General features: G+C 65.7%; 14 protein-coding genes and 1 pseudogene. 7 read left to right on the forward strand and 8 right to left on the reverse strand.

Annotation, left to right across the window (positions count from 1 at the left end; genetic code table 11):
* Nucleotides 1–99: 99 nt before the first annotated feature.
* Both VGR99_RS17305 and VGR99_RS17310 read right to left on the reverse strand, forming a co-directional pair.
* On the reverse strand, nt 100–336 hold the full coding sequence (locus VGR99_RS17305) for a hypothetical protein (protein WP_326899859.1): 237 nt from the start codon (nt 334–336) through the stop codon (nt 100–102).
* 92 nt (nt 337–428) lie between these two features.
* The gene (locus tag VGR99_RS17310; protein WP_326899860.1) at nt 429–1,385 is read right to left on the reverse strand and encodes a helix-turn-helix domain-containing protein; all 957 of its coding nucleotides are present in this window, start codon (nt 1,383–1,385) and stop codon (nt 429–431) included.
* Between the two features lie 196 nt (nt 1,386–1,581).
* Between VGR99_RS17310 and VGR99_RS17315 the strand changes: the two genes are divergently transcribed.
* The gene (locus VGR99_RS17315; RefSeq protein WP_326899861.1) at nt 1,582–2,598 is read left to right on the forward strand and encodes a carbon-nitrogen hydrolase family protein; all 1,017 of its coding nucleotides are present in this window, start codon (nt 1,582–1,584) and stop codon (nt 2,596–2,598) included.
* A gap of 27 nt (nt 2,599–2,625) precedes the next feature.
* Nucleotides 2,626–3,665, forward strand: a pseudogene (locus VGR99_RS17320) (phenylacetaldoxime dehydratase family protein).
* 97 nt (nt 3,666–3,762) lie between these two features.
* Here VGR99_RS17320 and VGR99_RS17325 read toward each other — a convergent pair.
* Entirely contained in the window at nt 3,763–4,401 is a 639-nt protein-coding gene (locus tag VGR99_RS17325; protein ID WP_326899863.1) for an HAD family hydrolase, read from the reverse strand.
* Nucleotides 4,402–4,472: 71 nt separating this feature from the next.
* A complete protein-coding gene (locus VGR99_RS17330; protein ID WP_326899864.1) occupies nt 4,473–5,489 on the reverse strand; it encodes a TRAP transporter substrate-binding protein in 1,017 nt (338 codons plus the stop codon).
* Nucleotides 5,490–5,528: 39 nt separating this feature from the next.
* Between VGR99_RS17330 and VGR99_RS17335 the strand changes: the two genes are divergently transcribed.
* From VGR99_RS17335 to tsaA, 4 genes are all read left to right on the forward strand, one after another.
* Nucleotides 5,529–6,551: a lytic transglycosylase domain-containing protein gene (locus VGR99_RS17335; RefSeq protein WP_326899865.1), complete on the forward strand. Its 1,023-nt coding sequence runs from the start codon at nt 5,529–5,531 to the stop codon at nt 6,549–6,551.
* A gap of 101 nt (nt 6,552–6,652) precedes the next feature.
* Nucleotides 6,653–7,393, forward strand: coding sequence for an AzlC family ABC transporter permease (locus tag VGR99_RS17340; protein WP_326899867.1), 741 nt, complete (start codon nt 6,653–6,655; stop codon nt 7,391–7,393).
* The gene (locus VGR99_RS17345; RefSeq protein WP_326899870.1) at nt 7,390–7,740 is read left to right on the forward strand and encodes an AzlD domain-containing protein; all 351 of its coding nucleotides are present in this window, start codon (nt 7,390–7,392) and stop codon (nt 7,738–7,740) included. Before VGR99_RS17340 ends, VGR99_RS17345 begins: the two co-directional genes overlap by 4 nt.
* A gap of 31 nt (nt 7,741–7,771) precedes the next feature.
* A complete protein-coding gene (gene tsaA, locus VGR99_RS17350; RefSeq protein WP_326899871.1) occupies nt 7,772–8,263 on the forward strand; it encodes a tRNA (N6-threonylcarbamoyladenosine(37)-N6)-methyltransferase TrmO in 492 nt (163 codons plus the stop codon).
* A 111-nt stretch (nt 8,264–8,374) separates the two neighbouring features.
* Here the strand turns inward: tsaA and VGR99_RS17355 are convergent, their stop codons facing one another.
* The 4 genes from VGR99_RS17355 to VGR99_RS17370 all read right to left on the reverse strand — a co-directional run bounded on the left by VGR99_RS17355 (nt 8,375) and on the right by VGR99_RS17370 (nt 11,511).
* Nucleotides 8,375–8,803, reverse strand: coding sequence for an HIT family protein (locus VGR99_RS17355; RefSeq protein WP_326899872.1), 429 nt, complete (start codon nt 8,801–8,803; stop codon nt 8,375–8,377).
* Nucleotides 8,804–8,869: 66 nt separating this feature from the next.
* Nucleotides 8,870–10,111 carry a GNAT family N-acetyltransferase gene (locus tag VGR99_RS17360; RefSeq protein ID WP_326899874.1) on the reverse strand — a complete coding sequence of 414 codons (1,242 nt, stop codon included), beginning with the start codon at nt 10,109–10,111 and terminating at the stop codon, nt 8,870–8,872.
* 180 nt (nt 10,112–10,291) lie between these two features.
* Nucleotides 10,292–11,038: a glycerophosphodiester phosphodiesterase gene (locus VGR99_RS17365; protein WP_326899876.1), complete on the reverse strand. Its 747-nt coding sequence runs from the start codon at nt 11,036–11,038 to the stop codon at nt 10,292–10,294.
* 5 nt (nt 11,039–11,043) lie between these two features.
* Nucleotides 11,044–11,511 carry a RidA family protein gene (locus tag VGR99_RS17370; protein ID WP_014494672.1) on the reverse strand — a complete coding sequence of 156 codons (468 nt, stop codon included), beginning with the start codon at nt 11,509–11,511 and terminating at the stop codon, nt 11,044–11,046.
* A gap of 242 nt (nt 11,512–11,753) precedes the next feature.
* Here VGR99_RS17370 and VGR99_RS17375 point away from each other — a divergent pair, with 242 nt between their 5' ends.
* On the forward strand, nt 11,754–12,599 hold the full coding sequence (locus tag VGR99_RS17375) for a cell envelope integrity EipB family protein (protein WP_326899890.1): 846 nt from the start codon (nt 11,754–11,756) through the stop codon (nt 12,597–12,599).
* Nucleotides 12,600–12,731 lie beyond the last annotated feature (132 nt).

Consider the following 12,731-nt stretch of genomic DNA (forward strand, 5'->3'; position numbering starts at 1 on the left):
TGGCCGCTGATTGATCCATGCGACCTTGGCGTTGAGGTTAGCGCAGGCGAGCGCCGGGTCCTATCACGCGCTCACATGGCGGCTCTGCTTGGGAACGCCCTAGTCGTGCAGACGCATGTCATCAAACGCGGCATCGGCGACGCGCGCGCCGACTGCCTTTATTGAAGGCTGAGCTTCGACCCTCGTCGCAGGTGAGGCTGTGCACGTGGTTTCGGTGTCCCGCACCTGCCGCGGCAGAAGCGTCAGGCCCCATCCCACCACGACCAGCACCGCGAGCCGGATCGCGATCACGCTCAGCAGAAGCTCCGATCCGCCTGTCGTCGCGTGAGTCCTCATGCGGGCCAGCCTGAGGCACGCGGCCTGACAAGACAATCTGGAATTGGCGAGTGCTGCCTTCGTTCGGGACGAAGGCTCGCGAAGATGGCTGTTCAGTGCCGCAGCTGGCTCTGCCTGTAGTCGCGCGGCGACATCCCGAAGTGCTCGCGGAAGACGCGGCCGAAATGGGAGAGGTCGTTAAAGCCCCAGGCGAACGCGATCTCGCTAATGTGGCGATGGGCGAGCACGGGCGAGGCGAGATCGCGCCGGCATTGCGCGAGACGCTCGGCCAGGACGTGGCGCTGGAACGATGTGTTCTCGTCGGCGAGGAGATCGTTGACATAGCGCGGCGAGATGCCGAGCGCGGCGGCGGTTTCCGCCAGAGCCAGATCGGGATCGGCAAGGTGCGCGCGGATGTGCGCCTTCAGCCGGTAGAGCAGGGCGGAGCGATGCGTCGAGGACGGCAGCGACGTCTTGCCGAGCCGTTCGCCCAGCGCCATCGCGAGCAGATCGACGGCCTGCTCCGACAGGGCGGCGGCATGGTCCGGAGCAAGCCTGTCGGCGCTCTGGCAAAGGCGGAAGATGAAATCGTAGGCGAGCCGCTCGAGCGGCATGTCGGCGCCGAATGACATCGCGGTGAGCGTCTCGGTGGCGCCGAGCCGCCGCTGCAACATCTCGCGCGGCACCTTGAAGATGGTCTGCGTAAAGCTGTCCTTGAACTTCAGCTCGTAGGGCCGCGTGGTGTCGTAGAGCGCGAACTCGCCGGGATGGATCACGGTCTCGCGGCCGTCCTGCACGACGCCGCCGTCGCCGCGATTGCCGAGCGCGACCAGGACGAAATCCTGATCCGAGCGTGCGATGCGGGACGGTGTGCGGAACACGTGCTGGCGGTCGGAGCACACCTCGGAGCAGACGGCCTTGCCGAGCGGGACCTGCGTGACCGAGCCGCGAAAGGCGCTGCCGAGGTCGGACTTGCAGTCGAGCCCAACGAAGACGTCGCAGACGATGTCCTGCCAGAGGGCGAGCCGCCGGTAGCCGGGGCTGCCGTCCGTCGTGAACTGGATTGGCATCAGGACAGCCTCCCTTTCACATCCAGCAAACCGCATGGTGGCGCAGATCCGGCCTGACTGCAGGCAAGTTCCGTACCGGGCGGCGCTTCCTTCCGGTCGAGTTTTTGTTCCGCCGTGGTCGAGCGCGCGGCCGCCCGGCTTGGCCCAATAGACTGCATCGGACGTGGCTTCCGATCAACCGGCAAGGGAGGCGGCAATGGGCATCGAACATCCGAAATACAAGGTGGCGGTGGTGCAGGCGGCGCCCGCCTGGCTCGATCTCGACGCCTCGATCGACAAGTCGATCGCGCTGATCAAAGAGGCCGCCGAGAAGGGCGCCAGGCTGATCGCGTTCCCGGAGGCGTTCATCCCCGGCTACCCCTGGCACATCTGGATGGACTCGCCGGCCTGGGCGATCGGCCGCGGCTTCGTGCAGCGCTATTTCGACAATTCGCTGTCCTATGACAGCCCGCAGGCCGAAAAGCTGCGCGATGCCGTACGCAAGGCAAAGCTCACCGCGGTGCTCGGCCTCTCCGAGCGCGACGGCGGCAGTCTTTACCTGGCGCAATGGCTGATCGGCCCCGACGGCGAGACCATCGCAAAGCGCCGCAAGCTGCGCCCGACCCATGCCGAGCGCACCGTCTATGGTGAGGGCGACGGCAGCGATCTCGCGGTGCATGCGCGCCCCGACATCGGCCGTCTCGGCGCGCTGTGCTGCTGGGAGCATCTGCAGCCGCTGTCGAAATACGCGATGTACGCCCAGAACGAGCAAGTGCATGTCGCGGCCTGGCCGAGCTTCTCGCTCTACGATCCCTTTGCGCCGGCGCTCGGTGCCGAGGTCAACAACGCCGCCTCGCGAGTCTATGCGGTGGAAGGCTCGTGCTTCGTGCTCGCGCCTTGCGCGACGGTGTCGCAGGCGATGATCGACGAGCTCTGTGACCGGCCGGACAAGCATGCGCTGCTGCATGCCGGCGGCGGCTTTGCCGCGATCTACGGCCCCGACGGCAGCCAGATCGGCGACAAGCTGGCGCCGGACCAGGAGGGCCTCCTGATCGCCGAGATCGATCTCGGCGCCATCGGGGTCGCCAAGAACGCCGCCGACCCCGCCGGGCACTATTCGCGGCCCGACGTGACGCGGCTCCTGCTCAACAAGAAGCCCTACAAGCGCGTCGAGCAGTTCGCACTTCCGGTCGACACCGTCGACCCCACGGAGATCGCCGCGGCGGCGAGTTGAGCAACGCAACGAGGGGAGGGCATGGCCATGGAATCTGCAATTCCCGCGTACCTCGAAACGACACGCACGCGCCACAAGCGCGTGCCCGATGATTACCAGCCGCCATATCCATCCTTCGTGGCGCGCTACCAGCCGGCGGTGAACCGCGTCGTGATGGCCTATTTCGGCGTGCAATATCGCAGCGAGGCGCCGTCGCTGCGCGGGAGGCACTCGCCGACATCGCCGGTCTGTTCGCGGGCGAGGGCGGTCCCTCACATTGGGACCGCGCACATTATGTCGACCAGTCTGGCCATGCGAATATCGTGTCGGTGGCCTACTGGAGCGACGTCGTGCGCTTCGATGCCTGGTTCACGCCGGCGCGTGAGGCGTGGACCGGCGAGGCCCGCGAGGGCATCGGTACCTTCATTGAAGTTCTGCGTCCCACGGTCGCGCGGCACGAGACGCTGTTCTCCTCACCCGACCGGCCCGAGGGTGTCGCCGTCATTGCGGACGGCATGAGCGGCGAGGTGCAGGAGCACGCTTATTGGGGCGGCATGCGCGATCGCATTCCGCTGTCGCAGACCGATCCGATGTCGCCGGGCGGCGCGCCCGAGCTGATCCGCGACGGCGCGCGGCTGCGGGTGAAAGCGCACGACAATCTCTGCCTGATCCGTTCCGGACAGGATTGGAGCGACACCGAGGCATCGGAACGAAAGCTCTATCTCGACGACGTCGAGCCGGTGCTGCGCGAGGGCATGGATTTTCTGCGCGACGACGGCCTCGCGATCGGCTGCTATGCCAACCGCTACATGCAGGTGCTCGTCGCCGACGGCAGCGTCAGCGAAAAATCCTACGGCCAGAGCTGGTGGAAGAGCCTCGCCGCGCTGGAGCGCTGGGCGGAGTCGCATCCGACCCATGTCAGGATCTTTGGTGCGGCGATGAAGTATCTCTCGACGCTGGGGCCGTCAGCAAAGCTGCGGCTCTATCACGAGGTCACGGTGGCGGCCGCGGACGAGCAGTTCTTCGAATATCTGAACTGTCACGCCAAGACGGGGATGCTTGCGGCGGTCGAGACTGTGACCGCCTAAAGCGCGATGAGATTTGGACGAATCGTCATCGCGCTTTAGGTTGTTGTTTGAGCATGATCTTTTCGGAAAACCGCTGCGCACTTTTCCGGATCATGCTTTAGCCCCCACAATGGCCGAGCAGCTCGGGATGCGCGGCGCAGATGTGATGGGCGCCGGCGTCCCGCAACTCGGCCTCGCTGCCATAGCCGTAGAGCACACCGATCGCGGTCATGCCGTTGGTCCTTGCGCCGACGACGTCATGGCTGCGGTCGCCGATCATGATTGCAGTGGCTGGATCGACCCTGGCCTCGTCGAGCGCGTAGCGCAGCAGGTCGCGCTTGTCGACGCGGGTGCCGTCGAGCTCGGAGCCGAACACGCGCTCGAAATACGGCTTCAGGCCGAAATGATCGACGATGCGGGTGGCGTAGACCGCGGGCTTGCTGGTGGCCACGAACATGCGCTGGTTGGTCGCGGCAACCGTCGTCAAGGTGTCGACGATGCCGGCATAGGCCTCGTTCTCGAACAGGCCGATATCGCTAAAGCGTTCGCGGTAGAGCAGCAGCGCCCGGTCCGCGAGTTCCGCGCTGCCCGCGAGCTTCTGCAGGCTGGCGTGCAGCGGCGGGCCGATGCACCAGGTCAGCTCGTCCTCGCTCGGTACCGGCAGGCTCAGCCGCTCCAGCGCGTACTGGATCGAGCGGGTGATCCCGGGCTTCGGGTTGGTCAGCGTGCCGTCGAGATCGAAATAGATTGTGGCCATCAGGGCGGAACCGGCTTGGATGTTTCCGCCCGTTGCTATTCGGCTGGGCTCTCAAGTCAAGAGCCAAGGCGTCATTGCTGCCGGGCCCATTCGACGATCCCCGCGGCATCGGTCCCGGCCTGGGCCTCCCAGGCGGCGATCGTGCTTGTTGCGGCATTGCGCAGGGCCGCGACGAGGGATTGCGGCGCGGGCTCGGCGATGTTGACGCCGTTCTCGCGCATGCGTGCGTAATTCTCGGCGGTGCGATGGGCGAGCAGGGCGAACTGGCTCTGCTCGGTCTCGGCTGCGGCCGCCATCACTTCGCGCTGCATCGGTTCCGACAGCGCGGCAAACGCCTCGGTGCGGACGAAGGCGATCGACACCGGCATCGCGTAATTGATGGCGGTGAAATGCGGCAGAAAGTCCCAGAGCTTTCGCCCCGCGCCGCCATCGCCGGAGGTGAGGAACGCGTTCAGTTGATGGTCCTTCAGGCCGGCCAGCGCCTTGTCCATCGGCAGGAACTGCGCGTTGGCGCCGGCCGTGCGCATCACCGCGCTGGAATTGGCGTCGTAGGCCCGCAGGTTCAGCTTCGGCAAATCGTCGGCACCCGCGAGCGCCTGCTCCGACCAGAGACCCGTTGCCGGCCAGATCGTCAGATACAGCAGCTTGAGACCGCGGTCCGCGAAAGCCCTCTCGTAGAGCGGGCGGGCCCGCGCATTGGTGGCGCGGGCAAGGTCTACTGATTGGACCAGAAAGGGCAGAGTGGAGAGACCGAGCACGGGGTCGATGCCGGACAGCGCGCCGGCAAAGGCATCGCCGCCGGCGATCCGGCCGTCCAGCGCCGCGCGCGGCATTTCGCCCGAGTTGATCTTGAGCTCATTGTCGAAGGAATTGGCCACGGTCACGAAACCGTTTGTGCGCGCGGCGACGCGATCGGCGAAAGTGGAAAGGCCGATCCCGGAAATGTTGTTTTGCGGATATTCCGTGGTCATCCGCCAGTTGACTTGCGCGGTGGCCGGCAGGGCGGACAGGATGAGGGCGGCGAGGGCAAGGATCGCGCGGATCCCTGTGGCGGAGAAGCGCATTGGGAGAAGCAGGTCAGGCAGCATATATTGGCAACTCGTCGAACCATGGCACGATGCCACAACATGGCACATCATCTTGTCGCATGCCGCGACGCCCTGCGCCACGGCGTTGCTTGGGCAGTGTTGGCGCGAATTGCGTCACTCCTCGCTGCCGTATGGCTCGTCTCAACGACGGAGGCCGCGGCATGGGACAGCTCGCCCGCGAAGACTGACGTCGCCGTTCCCAGCGTCGAGGAGCTCGCGATCGGGCCGCCAAAGCCCGCCGATGCGCGCGAGAGCGATACGCGGGAATCGATCTGCCTGATCGTGGAGGCGGCGGCCCGCGATGCCAACCTGCCGCTGGAATTCTTCGCCCGCGTGATCTGGCAGGAAAGCCGCTTCCAGGCCGATGCTGTCGGGCCGATGACGCGCAGCGGCGAGCATGCGCAGGGGATCGCGCAGTTCATGCCGGGCACCGCCAGCGAGCGCGGGCTGCTCAATCCATTCAACCCGGTTCAGGCCTTGCCGAAGTCGGCCGAATTTCTGAACGAGCTGCGCAACCAGTTCGGCAATCTCGGCCTTGCCGCGGCGGCCTATAACGCCGGCCCGCGCCGTGTGCAGGAATGGCTCGCCGGCACCGGCCCGATGCCCGCGCAGACCCGCAACTACGTCTATGCCATCACGGGTACGAGCGTCGACGCATGGGCCAAGGCTGGCAGCACCGGCAAGGGGCCGCCGAGCTCGCCGCTGACAAGCTGCCGCGAGCTGATGGCGCTGTTGAAGCGCGCGCCGAATCCGTTCGTCGCCGAGCTCGAGCAGCATGTCGAGCTTGCCGCCGCAAAAATCTGGGGCGTTCAGCTCGCCGCCGGCTTCGACCGCAACAAGGCGCTGGCGATGTACTCGCGCGCCGTCACGCGCCTCAGTGCCGTGATCGGAGAGCGCGATCCCAGCCTGCTGAGTTCGGTCGTGCGCAGTCGCGGTTCGCACACGTTCTACCAGGTGCGCATCGGCGCCGACACGCGCCCCGAGGCGGACGATCTCTGCAACCGCATCCGCAAAGCGGGCGGCGCCTGTTTCGTGCTGAAGAACCGGGGCGTGAGCGGGTAGGGTCCTCACGCGCATGCCAGCCCCGCCGCGCGCTTCCTTGACGCGGACCGCTGCATTGCCCGTTATGCAGGCACGATTCTGCAACCTCAGCCGGCCTTCCCGTGGCGCTCCCTCCGCTCGATTCCCCTCAATGGCAAAGTCCCTTGCGCGCCTTCGGCTGGGGGCTGCGCTCGATCACGCAGACGATCCTCACGCTCGTCCTGTTTGCGACCTATCTCGGCATCGGCGCGCTGGCCCATGACACCCATTTCAGCCTGCTCTGGGCGCTCTGCTCGACCCTGTTCGTCTGGGCAGGCCCGGCGCAGATCATTTTGATCACCACGCTCGGCTCGGGCGCCACCATCATCCAGTCGGCGATCGCGGTGACTGTTAGCGCCATCCGCCTGTTTCCGATGGTGGTCTCGGTGCTGCCGCTGATGCGCACGCCGACGACCAAGCGGCGCGAGCTGTTCTTCGCGGCGCATCTCACCGCCGTGACACTGTGGGTCGAGTGCCATCGCTTCCTGCCGCTTGTGCCGCGCGAGCGGCGCATCGCCTTCGTCAACGGGCTTGGCTTCGGCCTGGTCTCGGTGTGCCTCACCGCCAACACGGTCGGTTATTTCCTCGCCGCCAACCTGACGCAGACGCTTGGTGCTGCGATCCTGATGCTGACGCCGCTGTCGTTCCTGTTCTCGACCGCGCGCAACAGCCGCGAGGTCGCCGACGTCGTCGCGCTGACGCTCGGCGTTTTGCTCTATCCGCTGGCCGCGAGGATGAACTCCGGTCTCGACATCCTCGTCAGCGGCCTCGTGGCCGGCACGATCGCCTATGGCGTGCATTGGTGGCGCGAGGTGCGCGCATGAGCTACGCGCAGCTCATCGGTGACTGGCATGCGCTCGTGGTGCTGTTCGTTGCCGGCGTTGTTCCCAACCAGATATGGCGCATGCTGGGTCTGTGGTTCGGTGGCGGCATCGACGAGGGCTCCGAGCTGCTGGTCTGGGTGAGGGCGGTCGCGACCGCCATCCTCGCCGGTGTCATCGCCCAGATCGTGGTCCAGCCGCCGGGGGCGCTGGCCAGTGTGCCGGATGCCCTGCGCTACGGCGCGGTGGCCGCGGGCCTCGTCGTCTTCCTGCTGACCCGCCGCTCGATTTTCGCCGGCGTGGTGACCGGCGAGGTCTTCATGCTGGCCGGCAAGTGGTGGTTGGGCTAAAACCACCGGCGAACAGCAAGGAACTGGAAATATGGTTCGCGAAAACGAGCTCCGCGAGGGCGAGGTCGCCATCGAGCTGCCGCCTGTGGAAGACGCCGGCCTCGTCTTCATCGGTCGCATCCGCACGCCCTGGACCTCACGGCTGGAGACGCCGCGGCAGGGGCGTCAGGACGGCCCGATCTGCCGCCTCGAGATCTTCGAGCCGTTCGTGCCGGCCATCAAGGGCGTCGATTTCTACAGCAATCTCGAAGTGCTCTATTGGCTCGACAGGTCGCGCCGCGACATCGTGCTGCAAAGCCCCAAGAACAACGAGAAGACCCGCGGCACGTTTTCGCTGCGCTCGCCGGTGCGGCCCAACCCGATCGGCACGTCGATCGTGAAGCTGGTCGGCATCGAGGGCAATGCCATTCTGGTGCGCGGGCTCGATTGCATCGATAACACGCCGCTGATCGATATCAAGCCCGACCGTTGCGAGTTCACGCCATTGGCGGCACCGCAAGCAGGGGATTTTCAGACGGAGTGAGTTCTCTCTACGCCGTCATTGCGAGGAGCAAAGCGACGAAGCAATCCAGACTGTCTCCGCGGAAAGAGTCTGGATTGCTTCGCTTCGCTCGCAATGACGATGTGGAGGCAGCTAGCCCGCCTTCAGCGCCGCGATCAGCTTGGTCGCGTTCTCTTCGAGCACCTTGACGTCTTCCTTGCGGCTCGCGGGCGGCAGCATCGCGATGCCGTCATGGCGCGGCATCACGTGCATGTGGAGATGAAACACGACCTGTCCACCGGCGGGCTCGTTGAACTGCTGCACGGTGATGCCGTCGGCCTTGAACGCCTTCATTGCTGCGATCGCGATCTTCTTCGCGCCGCGGGCGACATGGGCGTAATCATCAGGCGCGACGTCGAGGATGTTGCGGGCAGGGGCCTTTGGGATCACCAGCGTGTGGCCGGGCACGCGCGGCATGATGTCGAGGAAAGCGAAGACGTGCTCGTCCTCGTAGACCTTGTGGCAGGGCAGCTCGCCGCGCAGGATCTTTGCGAAGATGTTGTTGGTGTCGTAGGCAGTCATGGCGGCGGCTCCCAAGAACTTTGAGCTTAGAATTTCGCGCTTACTGTCACCAGCGATGGCAAACCGTCAAGGCGCCTCGTCGATGCCTTTGCGGAACGGGCCGAGCTCGGCGAGCTCTCGTCCTGCCTCGGCGACATAGGCGCGCTCGCGCTTGAGGTAATCGTCGATGGCGCGGCGCAGGCCGGGATCGGCGATGAAGTGGGCGGAATGGGTCGTCCGCGGCAGGTAGCCGCGCGCGATCTTGTGCTCTCCTTGCGCGCCGGCCTCGACATGGGTGAGGCCGTGCTTGATGGCGAAATCGATCGCCTGATAGTAGCAGACCTCGAAATGCAGGAACGGATGATGCTCGACCGCGCCCCAGTTGCGGCCGAACAGCGTGTCCGAGCCGATGAAGTTGATTGCGCCTGCGATCCAGCGGTCGTTGCGGCGGGCCATCACCAGCAGCACGTCCTCGCTCATGGTCTCGCCGATCAGCGAGAAGAACTCGCGTGTGAGGTAAGGCCGGCCCCATTTGCGCGAGCCGGTCTCCATGTAGAACATGAAGAACGCGTCCCAGGCGTCTTCGGTGATGTCCTTGCCGGTGAGCCAGTGGATGGTGATGCCCGCGGCGAGCGCATCGCGCCGCTCGCGCTTGATCGATTTGCGGTGGCGCGAGTTCAGCGTCGCCAGGAAATCGTCGAAGGTGGCAAAGCGCTCGTTGCGCCAGTGGAACTGCTGGTCGGTGCGCTGCAGGAAGCCATGCTGGGCAAGCAGCTTCCACTCCGCCTCGCGGGCGAAGGTGACGTGCACCGAGGAGGCCTTGCTGACGCCGCACAGCGCCACCAGCCCGCTCGCCAGTGTCTCGGTGATGCGCTCGCGGTCGACACCGTCGCGGACCAGCAGCCGCGGCCCTGTGGCCGGCGTGAAGGGAACCGAGACCTGCAGCTTCGGGTAATACCGTCCACCGGCGCGCTCATAGGCGTCCGCCCAGCCGCGGTCGAAGACGTATTCGCCCTGCGAGTGCGATTTCAGATAGCAGGGCACGACGCCGGCGACGCGGCCGTCGATCTTGGCCACGAGATGCCGCGCTCCCCAACCGGTGCGGATCGTCGCCGAACCCGATTTCTCAACGGCCGAGAGAAAGGCGTGCGAGACGAACGGGTTATAGGCGGGTTTTAAGAGGCCGAGGGAATCGCCTGCAAGGGCGGATGAGGTCCCGTTGCCCGCCCCAGTGCAGCGGCCGCCGGGGTTGGCGCAGGCGTCCCAATCTTCAGCCGACACTTCGCCAATGGAGGGGACCGCCTCGAGCGTGATTTCAGATGATGCCATCGCGCCCAAGATCGTGCATCGCAGCAGGGACTTCAAGGGGCGGGAACTGCAGGTCAGGCGGCCGCCACCGTCTCCGTCCGTCATTGCGAGGAGCCCTTGCGACGAAGTCCAGAGTCTCTCCCTGGAGGGATCCTGGATTGCTTCGCTGCGCTCGCAATGACGATGGGATGCAGTTCGGCCCTACGGCACGAACCCCTCAAAGATCATCTGATCCGCATATTGCCCGACCCGCGTGCGCTGCTCCGGTGTGCGGACGGTCCAGCCGAGCATGGCGCAGCCGAACACGTTGCGGGCGATCCAGGGGGCGGGGGCTGGCAAATGGTCGACCTTGAAGGCGACGAAATGCGGCTGGGTCTGAAAGCCGTGGCGCAGGTACAGCATGCTGTCGCGCTGCGGCTGGGTCAGGTAGGCCCAGTATTCGTCCTCATAGCTCCGCTGCGCGACGATGCCGCGCGGACGGTTGGGCAACAGCTCGCGCAGCGCCAGCACCTGGTCGGGATCGAAGGACATGCCGACGGCCGGGCCCTGATAGGACGACAGCACCTCGGCCATCCGCTTCACCAGCTTGCGGTCGCCGCCAAAATGGCTCTTCACCTCGATCACCAGCGGCACGCGGCCGGCGACCATGGCGCAGAGGTCGGACAGCGACATCATCCGCTCGTCGGTATCCCTGAACTTGACGGCTCTCAGCTCCGCCGCGGTCTTCGAGACCACCTCGCCGGTCGCCTCGGTGAGGCGGCCGAGCGCATGGTCGTGATGGATCATCGCCTCGCCGTCGGCGGAGAGCTGGATGTCCACCTCGATCGAGAAGTTGCCAGCGATGGCAGCCTGCACCGCGCCCGGCATGTTCTCGACGATGCCGCGGGAGATGTCGTGCAGGCCGCGATGAGCGACCGGCCGGGCTGTCAGCCAATCCGGAGCGCGCATCAGCCTCAGGCGACCTCGAACACGCCTTCGACCTCGACCGCGGCATCCGCAGGCAGCGAGGCGACGCCGACGGTGGTGCGGGCATGGCGGCCCTTGTCACCGAAGGCGGCGACCATCAGGTCGGAGGCGCCGTTCAGCACCTTCGGCCCGTCCAGGAAGTCCGGCGCCGAGTTGATGAAGCCACCGAGACGGACCACGCGCACGACCTTGTCGAGGTCGCCGAGGGCCGCTTTGACCTGGGCCAGCAGGTTGACCGCGCAGCCGCGCGCCGCCGCAGCACCGTCCTCGATCGAGACGCCGGCGCCAAGCTTGCCCTTGGCGATCAGCTTGCCGGCGGGGTCGAAGCAGACCTGGCCGGAGACGAACAGCAGGTTGCCGGTGCGCACGAACGGCACGTAGTTGGCCACGGGGGTGGGGGCCTCGTGCAGCTTGATGCCCTGTTCCGCCAGTTTCTGCTCGACCGTGCCCGCCATGTTCGACCTCGTTGTCCAAAAAATCATCTGTCCCGGCTTTGGCGGCCGGGCGCGCCCTGTTTCGCCCATCGTGCCGCCACATGCAAGCAACCGGAGGGGGCCCTATTTTGTTGAGGAAGGGCAGGCGGTTCAAAGCGTGGGCCGCAACTTTACGTGAAACAGCCTCAGTTGCGACGCAATGGAACGGTCATTAAACTGTCGAATCTGCGCTTTTCCCACGGACGCATCCTCAAGGACCAGACATGGTGCACCTTTTCCGGACTTCGCTCGGTGTGATGGCGCTCGCGGCGGCCGCTTTTGGCCCGGCTGATATGGCGCAGGCGGCCAGCGGTCCATTCCTCGCGCATCAGGCGCTCTATGACCTCAGCCTGGTCAAATCGCGCTCCAATTCGGTCAACAGCGCTCGAGGCCGCATCCTCTACAATTTCACCGGAAGCTCCTGCGAGGGTTACACCTCCGAATTCCGCCAGGTCTCCGAGCTCGACAGCGGCGAGGGCAAGATCACGCTCAGCGACCTCCGCTCCAATTCGTGGGAGGACGCGGCGGGAAAGAGCTATCGCTTCAAGATCGAGACGCGGATGAACGAGGCCGACGCGGGCCGCGTCGACGGATCGGCCGAGCGCGACGGCGACCACATCAACGTCAAGCTGAAGCTACCGGCGCCGAAGAGCTTCACACTCGACGGCAAGGTCGTGTTCCCGACCGAGCAGATCCAGCGCATCATCGCCGCCGCCAAGGACGGCAAGTCGCTGCTCGAGCTGTCGGTCTATGACGGCTCCGACGATGGCCAGAAGGTCTACAACACGCTGACCGTGATCGGCCAGCCGATCCCCGTAGAGCGCGCCACCTCGTCAGATCCGTCGACCACGGACGAGCACATGAAGTCGCTGAAGCGCTGGCCCGTCACCGTCAGCTATTTCGACCGCGAGGCCCAGCAGAAGGAAGGCGAGCAGACGCCTGTCTATGCGATGGCGTTCGAGCTCTACGAGAACGGCGTCTCGCGCCAGCTCGTGCTCGACTACAACGATTTTGTGATCTCCGGCGCGATGGGCAAGTTCGACGTCAAGGACAGCAAGCCCTGCAATTGAGGGGCGCGCGCTCTCCGTCGTCATTGCGAGCCAACGGGTCCGCGCGTAGCGCGGCCCGATGACAGGCTCCGCGAAGCAATCCAGAATCCCTCCGCGGAAGCAGTCTGGATTGCTTCGTCGCTTTGCTCCTCG

Origin of the sequence: Bradyrhizobium sp. (assembly GCF_035935975.1) — a bacterium.
Taxonomy (GTDB): domain Bacteria; phylum Pseudomonadota; class Alphaproteobacteria; order Rhizobiales; family Xanthobacteraceae; genus Bradyrhizobium.

Bases quoted from the DNA above. Each gene is read 5' to 3' on its own strand.
- VGR99_RS17335 (WP_326899865.1), top strand. From the start codon at position 5,529: ATGGCACATCATCTTGTCGCATGCCGCGACGCCCTGCGCCACGGCGTT.
- VGR99_RS17305 (WP_326899859.1), bottom strand. From the start codon at position 336: ATGAGGACTCACGCGACGACAGGCGGATCGGAGCTTCTGCTGAGCGTG.
- VGR99_RS17365 (WP_326899876.1), bottom strand. From the start codon at position 11,038: ATGCGCGCTCCGGATTGGCTGACAGCCCGGCCGGTCGCTCATCGCGGC.
- VGR99_RS17360 (WP_326899874.1), bottom strand. From the start codon at position 10,111: ATGGCATCATCTGAAATCACGCTCGAGGCGGTCCCCTCCATTGGCGAA.
- VGR99_RS17315 (WP_326899861.1), top strand. From the start codon at position 1,582: ATGGGCATCGAACATCCGAAATACAAGGTGGCGGTGGTGCAGGCGGCG.
- VGR99_RS17310 (WP_326899860.1), bottom strand. From the start codon at position 1,385: ATGCCAATCCAGTTCACGACGGACGGCAGCCCCGGCTACCGGCGGCTC.
- VGR99_RS17325 (WP_326899863.1), bottom strand. From the start codon at position 4,401: ATGGCCACAATCTATTTCGATCTCGACGGCACGCTGACCAACCCGAAG.
- VGR99_RS17355 (WP_326899872.1), bottom strand. From the start codon at position 8,803: ATGACTGCCTACGACACCAACAACATCTTCGCAAAGATCCTGCGCGGC.
- VGR99_RS17375 (WP_326899890.1), top strand. From the start codon at position 11,754: ATGGTGCACCTTTTCCGGACTTCGCTCGGTGTGATGGCGCTCGCGGCG.
- tsaA (WP_326899871.1), top strand. From the start codon at position 7,772: ATGGTTCGCGAAAACGAGCTCCGCGAGGGCGAGGTCGCCATCGAGCTG.
- VGR99_RS17345 (WP_326899870.1), top strand. From the start codon at position 7,390: ATGAGCTACGCGCAGCTCATCGGTGACTGGCATGCGCTCGTGGTGCTG.
- VGR99_RS17370 (WP_014494672.1), bottom strand. From the start codon at position 11,511: ATGGCGGGCACGGTCGAGCAGAAACTGGCGGAACAGGGCATCAAGCTG.
- VGR99_RS17330 (WP_326899864.1), bottom strand. From the start codon at position 5,489: ATGCTGCCTGACCTGCTTCTCCCAATGCGCTTCTCCGCCACAGGGATC.